Genomic DNA, 18,160 nt, shown 5'->3' on the forward strand with positions numbered 1-18,160 from the left:
AACCGTATATTTTCGCCGATCAGGGCAATAATTACCATCATCAATGCTATAGTGCCGGTCATGTATTCGAACAGGCTTTAAAATGTTGTCTTTTTACCCCGACATTGAACCCTTCCACAGTCAGTTATTACCTCGAGAAACACTGGCAAATGGTAAACAGCACGAGATTTACCTAGAGCAATGTGGCAATCCAAACGGCCTACCCATTTTGTTTTTGCATGGTGGTCCAGGTTCAGGCTGTCGCCCACAACACCGCCGATATTTTGATCCCGAGCGTTACCACATTATTTTGTTTGATCAGCGAGGCTGTGGTCGCTCCCAACCTAGTGGTGAACTTTCCAATAACGATATTGAACACCTTATTGGTGATATTGAAGCTATTCGCCAAAGCCTGAATATTTCTAAGTGGCATTTATTTGGTGGCTCTTGGGGCGCAACCCTTGCCCTTTGCTATGCAAGGGAATATCCACAACATGTTGCATCAATGATTTTGCGTGGCACCTTCCTAGGACGCCAACAAGATATTGATTGGGTATATGGCGCTGGCGGTGCATCAGTTGTATTTGCCGATGCCTGGCAGGCGTTTATTCAAGATGTCCCTGCATCAGAGCAGTCTGCACCATTAAATTTTTATTATCAGCAGCTAACGCATCAAGATCAGGCTGTACAACAAGCTGCAGCGAATACATTGCAGCAATGGGAAGCCACCATTGTTATGATGAGAGATACGCCTTCTTATCAGTTGCCTGAAGACAGTTCGCCAGGCCCGCTTGATCATAGCCGCATCCAATTACACTTTGCTTTGAATAAGTGCTTTATCGAAGATAGGCCAATACTATCTGACTTATCAATGTTGCATGATATTCCTACCATCATCATTCATGGACGTTACGATATGGTGTGTCCATTCCAACAATCATGGTTACTCAAGCAACAGTTACCACAAGCAGATCTGCGTATCGTACCTCTGGCAGGTCACGCTGCTGGTGAGCCGGGCTTGATTGACGCGCTGGTTCAAGCAACAAATGAAATAGCTGAACAGTTTGTATGATTGGCTTAATTCAACGTGTGCGTTCAGCATCTGTCAGTGTCGATAACAAACAAATCGCAGATATAAAACAAGGTATCCTGTTACTGCTCGGAGTAGAAAAACAAGATACCCAAGTACACGCTGATAAGTTATTACAAAAGGTGCTTCAGTACCGCATCTTCTCAGATGACAATGACAAGATGAATCTAAACCTTCAACAGATAAATGGTGGCTTGTTGGTTGTACCACAATTTACGCTGCCAGCAGACACCCGTAAGGGCAGCCGGCCAAGCTTTACGCCAGCAGCTCCTCCCACTTTAGGTAAAGATCTTTTTGACTATTTTTGTGAGCAATCACAACAAGTACATTCAACTACAGGTTTTGGCCAGTTTGGCGCAGACATGCAGGTTAGCCTCATCAACGATGGCCCCGTCACTTTTTGGTTACAAGTATAAGAATTACGATGAAATTACTAATTAAAACTCTCGCAATCATCACACTGGTGTTTATTGGCATTCTGTCTTTAGCCCTAATCCCTTCGCCACAGCCAGATGGACCAAAGCCTTGGGAAATCAGCATGCAGCCAAATGGTGACATCACTGTGTTTGATATCCATTTAGGTCAAGATACTTACCAAGATGCACAAGTACGTTGGCGTGAAAGTGGCGAAGTCGCTTTATTTACAACAGAAGGCGAAGCTACCACCGCTGAAGTGTTTTTTGATCGCATTAACTTGAGCGGCTTATCAGCCAAGATTGTGGCAAACCTCTCAGTACCAGAAGAGACACTTAACGAAATGGTTAGCCGTGCCCACAGTAATAAATTACAACCAAGTGGTTCACGCCGAATTGAGCCAGCTTTTGAAGATAAAGCATTGTTGCTGACGGCACCTATTGTGGCAATAACTTACATTGCCAACTATCGACCAGATCATGACGTGTTATTGGCGCGTTTTGGTGAACCAAATGAAATTACTGGCGATCCAGAAGATCCTCAAGCTGAGATTTGGCAATATCCGGAAAGCCATCTCAGCATTCGCTTACACCCAGATGATAAGCCCGTATTTGAGTATCAGGCGCTGAGCACTCTCTCACGCTGAGCGATATAGTCCATTAAATCAGTTAGGTGCAAGGCTTTACTGAAAAAGTAACCTTGCGCCCGCTGACAATGTTTTTGCTCTAAGAATGAAAGCTGTTCTTCCGTTTCCACACCTTCTGCAACAACTTCTAGACCGAGGCTATCAGCCATCGCCATGATGGCGCCTACAATTGCAGCATCATCTTTATCAATCGTTAAATCACGAACAAAAGCACGGTCAACCTTCAGCACGTTAAGTGGAAACTGCTTCAAGTACGATAAAGAAGAGTAGCCCGTACCAAAGTCATCAATCGCAAGCGTCACTCCAAGGCTACTTAATTCCCGAAGCGTATCAATCGCGGAATCCGTATTGTCCATCAATAAACTTTCAGTGATTTCTAACTCAAGGTTAGTGGCTGGCATTTCAGTTTCGGTCAGTAAGTTTTTGATATAGCTTAATAAACGTCCACCTTTAAACTGTCGTCCAGAGAGGTTCACAGCAAACAAGAAGTTCTCTGGCAAGGCGTGTCGGTTTTCCATAAACACCCGACAAGTCTCACTTAACACCCACTCCCCGACCAAACCGATAAGGCCAGTATCTTCTAAAACAGGAACAAATCGAGCCGGAGAGACTTCCCCCCATTGTTCGGTGTGCCAACGTAATAAGACCTCAGCACCAACGACTTTGCCATTCTCTAAATCAATTTGTGGTTGGAACTGTAAATAGAATTCTTTTTGCTCTACAGCACGACGTAAACTGGTTTCTAACGCCAACCGGTTCGCCGCTTCAGCATTCATCTCAGCTGAGTAGAATTGGAAGTTATTACGACCTGAATTTTTCGCGTGATACATGGCAGCGTCCGCGTTACGGATCAGCATATCAACATCGCGGCCATCAGCTGGATATAAGCTTACCCCAATACTCGGGCTAATATTTACCTCGATATTGTCGATCATGTACGGCAAAGCTGTTGCACTTAAAATCTTCTCAGCCACGCGCCCGACATACTGGGCTGATGAAATATCTTCAAGCACCACGGTAAACTCGTCACCACCTAAACGAGCTACTGTGTCACTTTCCCGAACACAAGAGCGAATTCGCCCTGACACCTCACAAAGTAGTGCATCACCAGCTTTATGACCTAAAGAGTCATTAATATGTTTGAAATGGTCAAGATCGATAAAAAAGACAGCAAGACGGCCACCATTACGTTGTAGCTTATGAATCGCATGCTCTAATCGATCATTGAATACACCACGATTCGGCAATCCAGTTAGCGAATCGACACTGGCTAATCGTGTGAGTCGGTCCTCATTTAAACGTTGCTGCGTTACATCTTCGTATAACCAGATACTACCGGCATCTGGATTCTCACTATCAACAGCCTGACCAGATAATGAACACCAAAAACGCTCGCCATTAAAGCGCTGCATTTCCAATTGAGCTTCAAAGCTTTCACCTTGCATCAAAGCACTTTGTGCCTGCTCACCGAACCGATCAAATGCATCATCGCTGATATGTGTACAACGTAAACTTTTCCCTTCAAGCTGATGCCGCTCCGCCATAAAGAGTTGCTCAAACTTATGATTAACGCGGATCAACTGACGATCTTTTACCAAGGCAATGCCCACTAAGGCATTTTCTAAAATGGCATTCAGCTCATTAGTCGTCTGTTGTAACGCTTGCTTTGTTTGTTTCCAGTTAGTGATATCAGAGACAACGGCAACCCAAACCATATTACTTTGATTAATGAGTGGACTCAGCGATAACCAAAGGAAAATGGGATTGCCCTCAAAATCACACCCTTCAAACTCAAAATCGGTTTTGTTCCGGCCCACCAACTCATCAAAACGAAGGGTATCAGCCTGCTTCACAAACCTTGAAAATGGCTGTCCCTCAATTTCATTTTCTTTCGCGGTAAAGATTTTTTGGGCAGCAGGATTACAAGCGATAATAGTGCCATCAGCGGATAGGGCCAGAATTGCCTCAGGCACATTATTTAATATCGCGGATAATTGCTGCTCGCGATCTTGTAGCTGCAATTTGGCATTATCCAATGCCAAAATTAATTTCTCTGTATTCGCTGCAAACTGATTGAAGTCCTTCGCTAACAAGCCAAATTCATTTTGACCAATTGTCTCAGGTAAACGGGTATCGAAATTTTCAGCTGTCAGCTCCCGCATACCTTCTCTTAAACTCTGTAATGGCTGCTGAATACGTTTTGACAGTGCTGTAATAAACAACAACATCGCAAGTACCAACAAGCTGCCAATCGCCCATACCCATAATTCAAATTTATCAATTAAAGCTGCTGATTTAACCAGTTGAAATTCGTAATGGACACTCACACTATCAGTTAACTGTTTAAGGTTATCGCGAATACTTTCCAGTGAATGTAAGCTCTGGTTAAGCAAAATCTGACGTTGTTGAGAGTCATCGGTTAGCTGTTGGCGTAGGAGTTTTGCAGCTTCTGAAGTTGGGTTTAATGCACTAATTTGCTCTTCAAGCCGCTGCTCATTTTGTGCGAGTTCTAATAGCTGTTGATCAGTAGCTAAAAACTGTTGATAAGCTTGTTGAAGCGGCAATAACAGCTGTTGTTCAATTGGCAACTGATGACTAAGCGTTTGTAATGCTCGCCATTGCTGCTCAAAGCTTTGTTCAAGTTTATTGCGTTTTGGTAATTGGGATAAGGCTTGTCGACTATCAGCATTCAGAATCAACTGCTGCCGAAGAATTAAGTCTGTTGCTAACACGGCAAGTTCACGACTATTTACTTGTAGCGGCAGTAACTCATTCACGAGCATTGCTTGATTATCAGCATATTGCTTGTGATTTCTTAGCGACAACACTGACATGATAACGATAGTGCATACTGCAACTACCGCCCATAAGCGCAGTAAATGACGAAGTTGCCAGCTTTTAAACATTTCGTGAGACGCCGTCGTAGGCAAAGAATAATTTAATTACGAGGTTTCCCAGAAGCGTCTTCATATTGGCTATCGTCAGTTTCGGTTGTGTGACTAACCGGCTCGTCATCATCCATTAACACCCGGTGCGCAGCACCATCCATATCATCATACTGACCATTGCGGACTGCCCAAAAGAACACCGCTACGCCAACAATACCTAGCAATAGCATACCCGGCAATAGTCCATAAATCACTTCCACAACTTACCTCTTAAACAAACGACTAATGCGGGCAGCATTACCAATGACAAGTAATGAGCTAATTGGCATTGTCACCGCCGCTAGCAGTGGACTAACCATTGCCATCATAGCCAGCGGAACCATAATTAGGTTGTAGCTTATGGATAATACAATATTCTGTCTAATCGTGCGTAACGTCCGGGCGGCAAGCTGACGAGCATCAATGACTAGCGATAAACGGTTGTGTGACAGGACAATATCAGCACTTTCTATTGACACGTCGGTCCCAGCAGCAAGGGCAATCCCGACATCGGCTTGAATTAATGCCGGTGAGTCATTAATACCATCCCCTACCATCGCAACTTTCTGGCCTTGTTGCTGTATGTTGATAATGCATTTCTGTTTATCTTCAGGTAATACTTCAGAAAACACACCAACGTGACCGAGTTGTTTTGCAACTGAGGTAACGACTGCTTGTCGGTCACCACTCAAGACCGTGACGTTTATGCCTTGGTCAAGCAGATAACTGACGGTTTCTTTTGCATCTGGGCGAAGCGTATCGCCAAAACCTAGCAAACCAATAACGACTTCATCTCTAACGACAAGAACGGCACTGATACCCTGGGCATCAGCATCTTTCACTAGTTGATGCCAATTATCTGAAATATCTAATCCGTTTTGTTGCAGCCAAACGAGCGTGCCGACTTTAATGGTATGGCCATCAAGTTGAGCCTCTACACCACGTCCGGGTAACACCTTAAATGCTGACACAGCTTGATAACTAAACCGATGTGCTTCAGCGTAATTCAATATTGCCTTTGCTACAGCATGCTCCGAGCCCTGCTCAACAGAGGCGGCTATTCCAACTAATTCCTGCTCATTTAACAAGTCGGCAGGTTTAATAAAATTTAACTGCAAGTCACCTGTCGTTAATGTGCCGGTTTTATCAAATACCACATGATCGACGGCAGACATGGCTTCTAATGCTGCGCCCTGCTTTACTAACACGCCGCGTTGCGCACCAGCACCACTGGCAACCGCAATCGACATAGGTGTTGCCATACCAAAAGCACATGGACAGGTTACAACCAAAACAGAAGCAGCAGCTAATAATGCAATTTCAAAATCTTGCTGGATCCAATAAACAAACGTGATCGTTGCAAGGCATAACGTCACTAAAACAAACCACGGCACAATACGATCGGCAAGGCTTTGGATCGGCGCTTTTGATGTTTGCGCTTCATCCATAAGCTGCAGAATTCTGGCGAGTGCCGTGTTACGTAATACGGCTTCGGTCCTTACTTGAAAAGCCCCTTCACCATTCACACTTCCCGCAACGACTTTATCACCAACTGTTTTCACAATAGCGCGAGACTCGCCACTTAACATTGACTCATCAACACTACTATCGCCACTTATTAGCTCACCATCAACAGGTATTTTTTCACCTGGTCTCACCAAAAGTACGTCACCAGCTTGTAAAGTGCGAACAGGCACAATGCGCTGACCTTCTGCCGTGACCAATGTGGCTAGTTTGGGTTGTAACTCTAATAAGCGTCTTGTTGCAGATAGTGCATTACGACTAGAAATTGCCTGTAAATATCGACCTACCAGAATGACAAATATAAAATTCACTACAGTGTCGAAAAAAACTTCGCCTTGAACGGAGCCTGTCACCGTGATGTATACGGAATAAAGATAAGTTGCCGTTGCACCAATCGCAATAGGCAAATCCATGGTCAAGTGCCAATGACGTAAACCAATCAATGCGTTTCGGAAAAATGGATAGCCTGAATACAGTAACGTTGGCGTAGCTAAAGCCATCCCTATCCAATGAAACCAGTTTCGAAACTCATCTTCTGCTGCACCGGCATAAAGTGCAATCGATACCCACATGATATTCATCATGCAGAAACCAGCAAAAGCCATGCGGTAAATTAAGTCACGATGGCGTCTAGCTAGAGCACCTTCTGCAGTTTCGGGATCAAATGGAACTGCTGCATAACCCAGCTGCGCCAAACGATGAATAACATGAGAAAGTTTTATCTTATCGTTATCCCAACGAAGTCTTAGTCTTTTTGCACTAAGATTAACATCTGCCGCTAAGACACCTGGTAGCTTATGTAATGCTTGTTCAATCAACCAAACACAAGCCGCACAATGAATACCTTCAATAAGTAAATGGATTGTTCGCTGTTGACCATGACGAGTTACATAATCTTGTTGAACATCATCTGAGTCATAAGCTTCTAGCTCACTAGGAACGTCAGGTGGTGGGGCAAGTGTTTCACCAGTTGGTGTTTTTTGATAAAAACTTTCTAGACCAGCAGCAAAAATTGTTTCGCTGACACTTCGACAACCATGACAACAAAACTGACGAGTAACACCACCTATCTCTGCCTCAATGTTGGTTGAGGGAGAAGTCTCTAAGCCACAATGAAAACAATCGTTAGTCGCTTTCGCATTTACTTCAGACAAAAAACAGCCTTTCCCAGCTTTGGACTAAGGGTTAATGTAAATACGGCGTGTGATTAGATACTCGTCTTCGCCACGTTTGGCTTCAACGATCAGATCCCAATTTCCCGGCAGAGTAAATGCAACATCGGCACTATAGCGACCTGCTGACATTTTATTTAAGGGAATACTAAAGTCAGCATCCATATCTGAAGGGCGATATGCAAACAGCGTGACTGAATCCAGATCTAAAGCAACTGAGTTCTTACCTTGAATAAGAACTTCAAAAGGTTGCGCTTGATTTACCCGGCTGTTGGCTGGTGCCATGATGACACCGTTCCAGCCCAACAGTTTCTGTTTATCAACAGCCTCTTCTTTCATAGCGTAGGCTTTGCCACGCTCATAAAAATTATCAACAACTAAATTTGGCGGCTGTCTAAATGCCAAATAGATGAAAACCGTATTCATCGTAATAACAACAAACAGAAAACCAATTACACCTAGAACCCATGGATTTTTGAGTGCTTCATTGCTGTGTTGTGAAATTGCCATTATTGTGGGCCCATAAAAACAGTCTTAGAACGCGTATTTAAGCTAGGGTTCTCGATAACTTCAGCATCAAAATAAAGTGGCGTTGTTGCTGAATCAATATCATCAGTATGAACACGAACTAAAGCCTGAATTGGTACAACATGGCCCGGCTGAATAATAATTGCTTCATCAAACTCATGTAAGACCGCACCATCAATCCCTGATACGTGGTAACGAACGGAAATTGGTTGTTTGGTTTTATTGAGCATTTTCAGCGTATAGCGATTTTGAATCGAGCCATCACTGAGGCTAACATAAGGTGGCTGTCTATTATGCGTCACCTTAAACTCGGTTGGTGACAGGCTGATAAAGCCATAAATAACCCCACCCAGCGCCATCATTAAAATCAACGAATAAATAATAACCCTTGGTCTTAAATACAATGGAACGGCTTTGCCATTGTGATGCAGCTCTTTGTATGAGGCATAACGGATAAGACCACGAGGTTGGTTCGTTTTATCCATGATCGAATCACAGGCATCAATACACATACCGCAGGTGATACAACCCTCTTGTTGGCCTTTGCGGATATCAATACCTGTTGGACAAACGGCTACACAGACTCGACAGTCAATACAACTACCTTTGCTATGCTCAACTTCGCCACGTTTCAATTTACCGCGAGGCTCACCTCGTTCAGCATCATAAGCTGGTAAGACGGTATCTTGGTCGTACATCACGCCTTGCAAACGAGCATACGGGCATAGCCAGAAACACACCTGTTCACGCATAAAACCAGCAAACACATAGGTGCCAGTCGCAAACATACCTAATACAATCCAAGCCGCCATCGAGGCTTGAAGCGTGAAGTAGTCATGCCATAACTGGAATGCATCGGTAAACCATGCGGCAAATGACAAACCTGTCAGTAAGGCAATCGACAGCCAAAGAAAATGTTTGCTGGCAATGCGTACAATCTTGTTTGCATTGAGAGGTGACTGACGAAATTTAAGATTTTTTTGCGGTGTATCGCCTTCGATTTTAGTTTCGATGAAGGTGAACACATCTGTCCAGACTGTCTGAAAACAGAAGTAACCACAAAAAACACGGCCAGCAATACTGGTAACGGCGGCGAGTAATATGGCGAAAAACAGTAACGTCAGCGACAACATCCAAATATCTTGCGGATAGATGGTGACATTGAAGAAGTTAAACTGGCGGTTTGGAATATCAAACAGAACGGCTTGTTCACCATTCCAGCGTAAATATGGGCCTAAAAAGAACACAAGCCATACTGACATGCCATACCATTTCAGCAGACGAAAGCGTCCGCCCATTCTTTTGGCGACGACTTTTTTACCGCCGGCATTTACATCCCAGTCTGCAACTTCACTGTAAATACCTGAAACGTCGATAGGCACGGCTTGTTGATGTTCGGACACGCTGCATTCCTCGCCAATTTAGCCCAAGAATTATAACATAAGCGCTTTGCTATCAGCACTTTAGATACACAAAAGTCAGATAAGAAAAAACCGACATGATGTCGGTTTCTTCCTTGAAAATATCAACGCTTCAATTAGCTTTCGTCGCTGGCATCTTCCATATTTTTAATAATTTTGTAGGCGATTACACCAATCACCGCAATGGTAAGTACTAACGAGACAATTGCTCCAATAACAACCGCATCCATGTTGACTCTCCTGTATCAATAGCGGCCACCGAAGCAGCCGCATAACTTCTATCAGCTTATTGACCACCACCAAGTTGGTGAACATAAACTGCCAGTTTCTTGATTTCTGTTTCACTCAGGCGTTGAGTTTCAGTACCTTCATATTCAGGTTCTTCATCCCACTCTTCTGCCTCAAGACGTACAGCTAACTTCTCATTCCAACCTGGCATGACCGCAATACGTGTTTGTGGATCGTTCATATCGTTAACACCATGCAAGATAGTGTGACGAATCTCAGTTTCCTCACCAGAGAAACGCCAAATTTTATCAGTTAGATTTGCTGAGCCCAGCATCTGAACACCTTTAGCATCGGCGCCATGACAAGCAACACAACCTTTTTCGTTGTACAGCTTCCAACCAGCATCAGTTGCTTCATTGTTAGAACTATTGATAACAAACTGAACTAAGCCATCAACTTCTTCTTCACTCAACATAGTTGCATGAGCAGGCATCATGCCTTGGCGACCTTTAGCCAAAGTTTCTACGATCTTGTTGACTGTACCGCCGTATAACCAATCATCATCAGCAAGGATTGGGTAGCCAGACCCGGTATGGGGTTGTCCACCTGTACCATGGCAAGCCGCACAGTTATCACCGTAAAGAACTTTACTGGAACCGATTGCGTAGTTACGCATTTCTTCATCAGCCAGAATTTCTTCAGCTGTCATTGCTGCAAGCTTATCTTCATAAGGCGCTCGACGAGCTTCAACTTCTGCCAAGTCTTCTTTGTACTCTTTGATCATCGTCCAACCAAGAACACCTTTGGTGCTTCCCGTTACCAATGGTAATGACGGATACAAAATAAAGTAGACAAGAACTAACAAACCACTCAAATAAAGAGCGATGACCCACCAGCGTGGCGGTGGATTAGTCAGCTCAGTGATGCCATCCCACTCATGGCCCGTATCCGGGCATTCATGCGGATTCTTATTGTTATCAGCCATCTTTTTTCTCCGAATAACCCTCGTTGTCGTCATCGTTCAACGGTAAGTTACGATGTGACTCGAGTGTGTCTTTATTTTTAGGGCGTAACACCCAAATATACATACCAAACATCAGTAAGAAGATAATGACGGTCAAGATGGTGCCAATCCAATCATTGGCCGTCATTGCACTCCAATTTGTCTCAAAATAAGACTGGAGTTTACTCACGATAATCTCTACCTGGCTCGAAGTTAATCATGGTGCCCAGTACTTGCAGATAGGCAACCAAAGCTTGCATTTCAGTTTTACCTTCAACAGCTTCCGCAGCACCCACGATTTCTTCGTCAGTATATGGAACACCCAGTGTCTTCATTGCTTTCAGACGAATGACCATATCATCACCACTTACCGTGGCATCCTCTAACCATGGATAGCTAGGCATGATTGACTCAGGAACAACACTACGTGGATCACGTAAATGTTGGATATGCCATGCATCTGAGTATTTACCACCAACTCGCGCCAAATCAGGACCTGTACGTTTTGAGCCCCATTGGAATGGGTGATCGTATTTAGACTCAACGGCTAATGAATAGTGGCCATAACGATCTTTTTCATCACGGAATGGACGAACCATTTGTGAATGACACAGGTAGCAACCTTCACGTTGGTATACGTCACGACCAGCCAATTCTAAAGCGGTATAAGGACGGACACCTTTCAGCTCTTCATACTCTGGGAAGACATCGTCTTCAAACGTTGTTTCCAAATAGAACAAAGGTACGATTTCAACAATACCACCGACTGAAACGACCAGCGCAGTTGCTAATGCCAGTCCCCAAACGTTTTGTTCAACCCACTCTTGGAAGCTAACGCGTTTGTTTTTCTTTTTAGCCATTCCGATGTCCTCAAATATTCGCAGCTGTGGCCATTTCAGCAGACGGTTTTGCGACTGCTCGGCGAATGGTAACGGTCACGTTGTAAAGCATGATTACCGCACCAGTGAAGAAGATGAAGCCACCAACTGCACGCATTGCGTAATATGGATGCATTTGGGCGACTGACTCAACAAAGGTATAAGCCAAGTTGCCGTATTCATCGTATGCACGCCACATCAAACCTTGCATGATACCGGCAACCCACATCGCGGTGATGTAGATAGCTGTTCCAATGGTTGCTAACCAGAAATGTACGTTAACCAGTTTGACTGAATACATACGTGTTGCCCACATACGTTCAACCATGTGATAAAGCGCACCGATAGAAACCATTGCAACCCAACCTAACGCACCTGAATGTACGTGGCCGATTGTCCAGTCAGTGTAATGTGACAAAGCATTAACTGTTTTCGATGCCATTACTGGGCCTTCGAAAGTAGACATTGCGTAGAAAGCTAACGATACGATCAAGAAACGTAAAATATAGTCAGTCCGCAGTTTGTCCCATGCACCACTCAGTGTGAACATACCGTTCAATGCACCACCCCACGAAGGAATGATCATCGCTAACGAGATTGCCGCACCCAATGAACCAGTCCAGTCTGGTAATGCTGTGTATTGAAGATGGTGAGCACCCAACCAAACATAACCAAATACCAATGCCCAGAAGTGAATTACTGACAGACGGTATGAGTAAATAGGACGGTTTGCTTGTTTAGGCACGAAGTAATACATGATGCCAAGGAAACCTGCAGTTAACAGGAAGCCAACCGCATTATGACCCCACCACCATTGGATCATTGCGTCTTGAACACCAGAGAAAATTGAATATGATTTCCACATACCTACTGGAATAGACAGGTTATTCACGACGTGCAGGTAAGTGATCATGATCATCATGGCAAGGAAGAACCAGTTCGCAACATAGATATGCGAGTTACGACGAACTGATAACGTCATGATGAAGTTAAACATGTAGGTCAGCCAAACGACTGCAATCAAAATATCCAGAGGCCATTCTAACTCTGCATACTCTTTAGATTGTGTAAAACCAAGTGGTAATGTGATCAGCGCACCAATCCAAACCAAGTTCCAACCCCAGAAGGTGAACCAAGCTAGTTTGTCACTCCACAAACGTACACCAGAGGTACGCTGAACCACATAAAAGGCAGTTGCCATCAGCGTACAACCGCAGAAAGCAAAAATTACCGTATTTGTGTGTAATGGACGCAAGCGACCAAAGGAAATATAGGGGTTGTCAAAGTTCAGTACCGGCCAGGCTAATTCTGACGCGATCCAGACACCAATGCCCGTACCAATGACCAAATAAACACAGGCCATATAGGCAAACCACTTGACGACGTCATAGTTGTATTGCTCTTGTTTCGCTTGCATAGCGATCACACCTTATTCTGTGAGTTACTCTCTCGACTTCTTTATCAATTGAAATAGAAGTAGACCCATTTCATTGTCAGCTTTAAAGCTTCAACAAAGTTTACCCTAATTCACTATCAACTAGTGCTTACAGTTGATTGATCTATATCAATTAAAGTCAATTTTTTTGGGTTAAAACACGCCAGACTGATATCTAAGCGTGGGAGAATTTTCCTGACTTCAAACATGAGGGTCAAGATTAAGACACGCATTTATTAAGGGATATTTATAGCAACTTATTTAGAAACAGTAACTTGTATCACTGAATTGATGTAGGGATAAAGTCTCAAGTTGAGAATTATTCCGGATTACTCCGCAAAGAACTTATAAGTTTGCCCAAATCAGTGGTTTACGGCCTTCTGCTAGTAATAAATTAAAGGTTCTACATGCTGGACCTAAACTCATAATTTCAGCAGCAATGCCAGCTCTGCGAAAACTTAACATTAGCTCAGCCATATTTTTGTTAATTTGTTCATCAACAATGACAATTAATACATCAAAATTATAATCAGCTAAGAAATTACGACCGTCATCTACATTCAATGTATTTTGAATATTTGGGGATTGCATTTGCAGTGTTTCACTGCCGAGGAGGAAGTTGCCTGTCAAACGTTGCGTTTGACCATCGGCTAATTGCAGCAGGAGAAAACCGTCACCGTAATCGCGAATTTGGTGCGTAGCGGTGATGGCCTCCTGACTAATTTTCATTCTTTATTAAATTTTTGCCGCGTCATTTACACGGTCACGTAACTCTTTACCTGGTTTGAAGTGCGGTACGTATTTTTCGTCGAGTTCAACCGATTCCCCACTCTTCGGGTTACGGCCAACACGAGGCGGACGATGGTGCAGTGTAAAACTGCCAAAGCCCCTGATCTCAATACGATCACCGCGTGACAAGCTGTCACTCATTTGTTCTAAAATTAATTTGACGGCCAATTCGACGTCACGATAATTCAATAGAGATTGTTTTTCAGATAGGATGTCTATCAAATCAGACTTGGTCATGTATTCAAATTTCCTGGCAAAATGCTGAGTCTTCTAAAGACTTATAAGCGATTGCTCTGTGGCATCGGTTAGAGCAAAAAAACAGGCACCCGACTTATGTCGGATGCCTGCCCATAGACAGTTTTAGCTGTCTTTTTGATCCATTTGCTCTTTGAGCAAATCACCCAGCGTTGTGTTGCCAGATGAAACGTTGCTGTACTCTTTCACTGCATCAGATTCTTCTTGATCATCTTTTGCTTTGATAGACAGATTCAACGTGCGATCTTTACGTGACATGCCAGTAAACTTAGCTTCGACATCATCACCAACACTCAGAACTTTGCTTGCATCTTCGATACGTTCACGCGCAATATCCGCTGCACGAACGTAACCTTCAACACCTTCAGCCAGTTCAATTGTTGCGCCTTTAGCATCAACAGCTGTGACTTTACCAGTTACGATACTGCCACGTGGGTTTTCAGACAGGTAAGCTGAGAATGGGTCGTCTTGGAGTTGTTTGATACCCAGTGAGATACGCTCACGTTCTGGGTCAATTGCCAAAACAACAGCTTCAACATCATCACCTTTCTTGAAGTCACGAATCAGTTCTTCGTTTTCTTCTTCCCAAGAGATATCAGACAGGTGAATCAGACCATCGATGCCACCATCCAGACCGATGAAGATACCGAAGTCAGTGATTGATTTAATCGCACCACTCACTTTGTCGCCTTTGTTATGGGTCATCGAGAACTCTTCCCAAGGGTTAGCTTGGCATTGTTTGATACCCAAAGAAATACGACGACGTTCTGCATCAATATCCAGAACCATAACTTCAACTTCATCACCCAGAGAAACCAGTTTAGATGGGTGAACGTTTTTGTTAGTCCAGTCCATTTCAGACATGTGGACTAAACCTTCAACGCCATCTTCGATTTCAACGAAGCAACCGTAGTCAGCAATGTTAGTAACTTTACCATGCATACGAGTGCTATTTGGATAACGACGTGCGATGTCTTTCCAAGGATCGTCGCCTAATTGTTTCAGACCCAGTGATACACGCTCACGATCTTTATCAAATTTCAGAACTTGAACGTCGATCTCGTCACCGATAGCAACAACTTCAGATGGGTGTTTAACACGTTTCCATGCCATATCAGTGATATGCAACAGACCATCGATACCACCTAAGTCTACGAATGCACCGTAGTCTGTCAGGTTCTTAACGATACCTTTGACAACGATACCTTCTTCTAAGGTTTCTAACAGCGCTTCACGCTCTGCACTGTTTTCTTGTTCCATGATGGCGCGACGTGACACAACGATATTGTTACGTGGACGATCCAATTTAATGAGCTTGAACTCCAGCTCTTTGTTTTCCAGGTGAGAAGTATCGCGGATTGGGCGTACATCGACCAGAGACCCCGGCAGGAACGCACGGATATTTTCCAGATCAACAGTGAAACCACCTTTAACCTTACCTGAAATGATACCGGTAACAGTTTCATTCGCTTCAAATGCATGTTCCAGACGAACCCACGCTTCAGCCGCTTTCGCTTTTTCACGTGATAACTGAGTTGCACCAAAGCCGTCTTCCAGAGATTCCAGCGACACATCGACCAAATCACCAACAGAAACGGTAATTTCACCTTTTTCGTTCAGGAATTCAGAAACTGGAATTGCGCCTTCAGATTTCAGACCGGCATTAACCATCACCACGTCAGGACCGACATTTACAACCGTACCGGTAACGATTTTACCTGGTTGCATTGGTGTGGCGTTTAGACTCTCTTCAAAGAGTTCTGCAAAGCTTTCGCTCATTATTGACATCCTTGATTCCGTCGATGACAGAATCACCCGTTAAACCTGCAAAATGCAGGATAGTTACAAAAAATCTAAATGGACCATCCATTTAGATCACCCAATAGAATTAGAGAACGAATTCTCTAACCCGTTGAAAAACAGCATCAATACCTAAGGCTGTGGAATCGAGTATCATCGCATCAGTAGCGGGTTTTAATGGCGCCACATCTCGTTGCTGATCTCGCTCATCACGCTCAGTGATTTCTGCAATAAGATCGGAAAGGTTACTATCAATTCCTTTTTCTTTCAACTGCTTATACCGACGTTGCGCTCTAACTTCGGCGCTTGCAGTTAAATATACTTTAAATGGCGCATCTTCAAAGACGACGGTACCCATATCTCTTCCGTCGGTGACAAGGCCTGGTGCTTGTCGAAAATCTCTTTGGCGTTGCAATAGAGCCGCACGAACTTCTGGGATTGCAGCAACTTTAGAGGCGGCATTACCCGCTTGCTCACTACGAATGAGTAAAGACACATCTTCACCATTTAGCAGCACGACAAGCCCATCATCTTCAACTTTAAACGTAACCGGCAGCTTCTCAGCCAATGCTGTTAATGCGACCACATTAGAGAAGTCGATATTGGCTTGCAGCGCAGCTTGCGCGAGAACACGATAAATCGCACCACTATCAAGGTAGTGCCAGCCAAGTTCTACCGCTAAACGTTGCGCCAAAGTCCCTTTGCCGGAACCGCTTGGCCCGTCAATCGTTAAAACAGGAACGTCAAACATCCTGCGTCTCGATAGTTAAACCTGCTTGTTGCGCTAACTCGACGAATCCCGGGAATGACGTCGCAACATTGGCGCAATCATTAATTAAGATGCTACCGCCGGCTTGCAGTCCGGCCATTGCAAACGACATGGCAATCCGGTGGTCACCATGACTTGTGACTTCACCACTACCAATAACACCACCTTGAATAATCATGCCATCCCCAGTTGGCTGAGCATCGATACCTAATGCCTGTAAACCATCAGCCATGACTTGAATTCGGTCACTTTCTTTAACGCGCAATTCTTCTGCACCAGTTAACACTGTCTGGCCATCAGCACAGGCTGCTGCAATAAAAATGGCTGGAAATTCATCAATCGCCAATGGCACTTGATCCTCAGGAATTTCAATACCATGGAGTGGTGCGAAGCGAACACGAATATCAGCGACGGGTTCACCACCGGTTTCTTTTTCATTTGATAAAGCAATATCAGCGCCCATTAATCGCAAGATATTAATGACGCCAATACGTGTGGGGTTGATGCCAACGTGTTGTAATGTGATATCGGAGCCTGGGGCAATTGCAGCGCCCACCATAAAGAATGTGGCAGAGGAAATATCAGCAGGCACATCAATTTTGGCAGCCGTTAACTTACCACCACCACGAATAGTTACTTTATTACCATCCACTTTGACGTCATAGCCCATGCCTTTGAGCATCCGCTCTGTGTGGTCACGTGTCGGTGCTGGCTCAGTAACGCTTGTTTCGCCATCAGCGTACATACCGGCAAGTAATAAGCAGGATTTCACCTGTGCACTTGCCATAGGTAATTGGTAATCAATACCTTTCAAGGTATTGCCACTGTGAATGGTGAGCGGTGGTTTGCCTTCGAGCGTATCAATTTTTGCGCCCATCAAAGACAAAGGTTCGGTAACACGTAGCATGGGGCGTTTTGCCAATGAGCTGTCACCACTCATTGTGACACCAAAGGTTTGGCCAGCCAGTAAACCACTTAACAAACGAATTGATGTACCGGAATTACCTACATCTAGATTTTTTTGCGGGTCTTTAAGGCCATGCATGCCAACACCATGAATGGTCACTTTGCCGTTATCAGGGCCTTCAATTTGTACGCCCATGCTACGAAAAACAGCTAATGTTGCTAGCGCATCTTCGCCTTCGAGAAAACCAGTGACTTCAGTGGTTCCTTCAGCTAATGAGCCCAACATAATGGTGCGGTGCGAAATCGACTTATCACCCGGCACACGGATATGACCACTTAATTTGCCACCCGGTTGGACAATAAACTGTAAATTACTTTGTTCGCTCACGATGTAAC

The 18,160-nt window shown here is 44.2% G+C and carries 17 protein-coding genes; 3 read left to right on the forward strand and 14 right to left on the reverse strand.

Annotation, left to right across the window (positions count from 1 at the left end; genetic code table 11):
- The first annotated feature begins 82 nt into the window (after positions 1 to 82).
- The 3 genes from pip to OMP94_RS07140 are packed head-to-tail and all read left to right on the forward strand — an operon-like array spanning position 83 to position 2,129.
- Entirely contained in the window at positions 83 to 1,051 is a 969-nt protein-coding gene (gene pip, locus OMP94_RS07130; RefSeq protein WP_266277594.1) for a prolyl aminopeptidase, read from the forward strand.
- A complete protein-coding gene (dtd, locus tag OMP94_RS07135; RefSeq protein WP_266277595.1) occupies positions 1,048 to 1,485 on the forward strand; it encodes a D-aminoacyl-tRNA deacylase in 438 nt (145 codons plus the stop codon). Before pip ends, dtd begins: the two co-directional genes overlap by 4 nt.
- A gap of 8 nt (positions 1,486 to 1,493) precedes the next feature.
- Positions 1,494 to 2,129, forward strand: coding sequence for a lytic murein transglycosylase (locus OMP94_RS07140; RefSeq protein WP_266277596.1), 636 nt, complete (start codon positions 1,494 to 1,496; stop codon positions 2,127 to 2,129).
- Here the strand turns inward: OMP94_RS07140 and OMP94_RS11305 are convergent.
- From OMP94_RS11305 to aroA, 14 genes are all read right to left on the reverse strand, one after another.
- A complete protein-coding gene (locus OMP94_RS11305) occupies positions 2,102 to 5,035 on the reverse strand; it encodes an EAL domain-containing protein (protein ID WP_323135068.1) in 2,934 nt (977 codons plus the stop codon). The two genes, OMP94_RS07140 and OMP94_RS11305, sit on opposite strands and share 28 nt — an antisense overlap.
- 32 nt (positions 5,036 to 5,067) lie before the next feature.
- Entirely contained in the window at positions 5,068 to 5,277 is a 210-nt protein-coding gene (gene ccoS, locus OMP94_RS07160) for a cbb3-type cytochrome oxidase assembly protein CcoS (protein ID WP_266277597.1), read from the reverse strand.
- 3 nt (positions 5,278 to 5,280) lie between these two features.
- On the reverse strand, positions 5,281 to 7,734 hold the full coding sequence (locus OMP94_RS07165) for a heavy metal translocating P-type ATPase (protein ID WP_266277598.1): 2,454 nt from the start codon (positions 7,732 to 7,734) through the stop codon (positions 5,281 to 5,283).
- 24 nt (positions 7,735 to 7,758) lie between these two features.
- Positions 7,759 to 8,262: a FixH family protein gene (locus OMP94_RS07170; RefSeq protein ID WP_266277599.1), complete on the reverse strand. Its 504-nt coding sequence runs from the start codon at positions 8,260 to 8,262 to the stop codon at positions 7,759 to 7,761.
- A complete protein-coding gene (gene ccoG / locus OMP94_RS07175; RefSeq protein WP_266277600.1) occupies positions 8,262 to 9,683 on the reverse strand; it encodes a cytochrome c oxidase accessory protein CcoG in 1,422 nt (473 codons plus the stop codon). Before ccoG ends, OMP94_RS07170 begins: the two co-directional genes overlap by 1 nt.
- Positions 9,684 to 9,987: 304 nt before the next feature.
- The gene (gene ccoP, locus OMP94_RS07180; protein WP_266277601.1) at positions 9,988 to 10,914 is read right to left on the reverse strand and encodes a cytochrome-c oxidase, cbb3-type subunit III; all 927 of its coding nucleotides are present in this window, start codon (positions 10,912 to 10,914) and stop codon (positions 9,988 to 9,990) included.
- The gene (locus OMP94_RS07185; protein WP_266277602.1) at positions 10,907 to 11,080 is read right to left on the reverse strand and encodes a cbb3-type cytochrome c oxidase subunit 3; all 174 of its coding nucleotides are present in this window, start codon (positions 11,078 to 11,080) and stop codon (positions 10,907 to 10,909) included. The genes ccoP and OMP94_RS07185 overlap by 8 nt, the downstream gene beginning before the upstream one ends.
- A gap of 34 nt (positions 11,081 to 11,114) precedes the next feature.
- Positions 11,115 to 11,792, reverse strand: a complete 678-nt coding sequence (ccoO, locus tag OMP94_RS07190; RefSeq protein WP_266277603.1) for a cytochrome-c oxidase, cbb3-type subunit II — start codon at positions 11,790 to 11,792, stop codon at positions 11,115 to 11,117.
- A gap of 10 nt (positions 11,793 to 11,802) precedes the next feature.
- Complete coding sequence (ccoN, locus tag OMP94_RS07195; RefSeq protein ID WP_266277604.1) at positions 11,803 to 13,227, reverse strand: cytochrome-c oxidase, cbb3-type subunit I; 1,425 nt, start codon at positions 13,225 to 13,227, stop codon at positions 11,803 to 11,805.
- 363 nt (positions 13,228 to 13,590) lie between these two features.
- Positions 13,591 to 13,974, reverse strand: a complete 384-nt coding sequence (locus tag OMP94_RS07200; protein ID WP_266277605.1) for an MTH938/NDUFAF3 family protein — start codon at positions 13,972 to 13,974, stop codon at positions 13,591 to 13,593.
- A 6-nt stretch (positions 13,975 to 13,980) separates the two neighbouring features.
- Complete coding sequence (locus OMP94_RS07205; protein ID WP_266277606.1) at positions 13,981 to 14,271, reverse strand: integration host factor subunit beta; 291 nt, start codon at positions 14,269 to 14,271, stop codon at positions 13,981 to 13,983.
- A gap of 123 nt (positions 14,272 to 14,394) precedes the next feature.
- A complete protein-coding gene (gene rpsA / locus OMP94_RS07210) occupies positions 14,395 to 16,068 on the reverse strand; it encodes a 30S ribosomal protein S1 (RefSeq protein WP_266277607.1) in 1,674 nt (557 codons plus the stop codon).
- Positions 16,069 to 16,177: 109 nt separating this feature from the next.
- The gene (gene cmk / locus OMP94_RS07215; protein WP_266277608.1) at positions 16,178 to 16,840 is read right to left on the reverse strand and encodes a (d)CMP kinase; all 663 of its coding nucleotides are present in this window, start codon (positions 16,838 to 16,840) and stop codon (positions 16,178 to 16,180) included.
- On the reverse strand, positions 16,833 to 18,152 hold the full coding sequence (gene aroA, locus OMP94_RS07220) for a 3-phosphoshikimate 1-carboxyvinyltransferase (protein ID WP_266277609.1): 1,320 nt from the start codon (positions 18,150 to 18,152) through the stop codon (positions 16,833 to 16,835). Before aroA ends, cmk begins: the two co-directional genes overlap by 8 nt.
- Positions 18,153 to 18,160 lie beyond the last annotated feature (8 nt).

Source organism: Methylophaga sp. OBS3, from assembly GCF_026319325.1.
GTDB lineage: Bacteria > Pseudomonadota > Gammaproteobacteria > Nitrosococcales > Methylophagaceae > Methylophaga.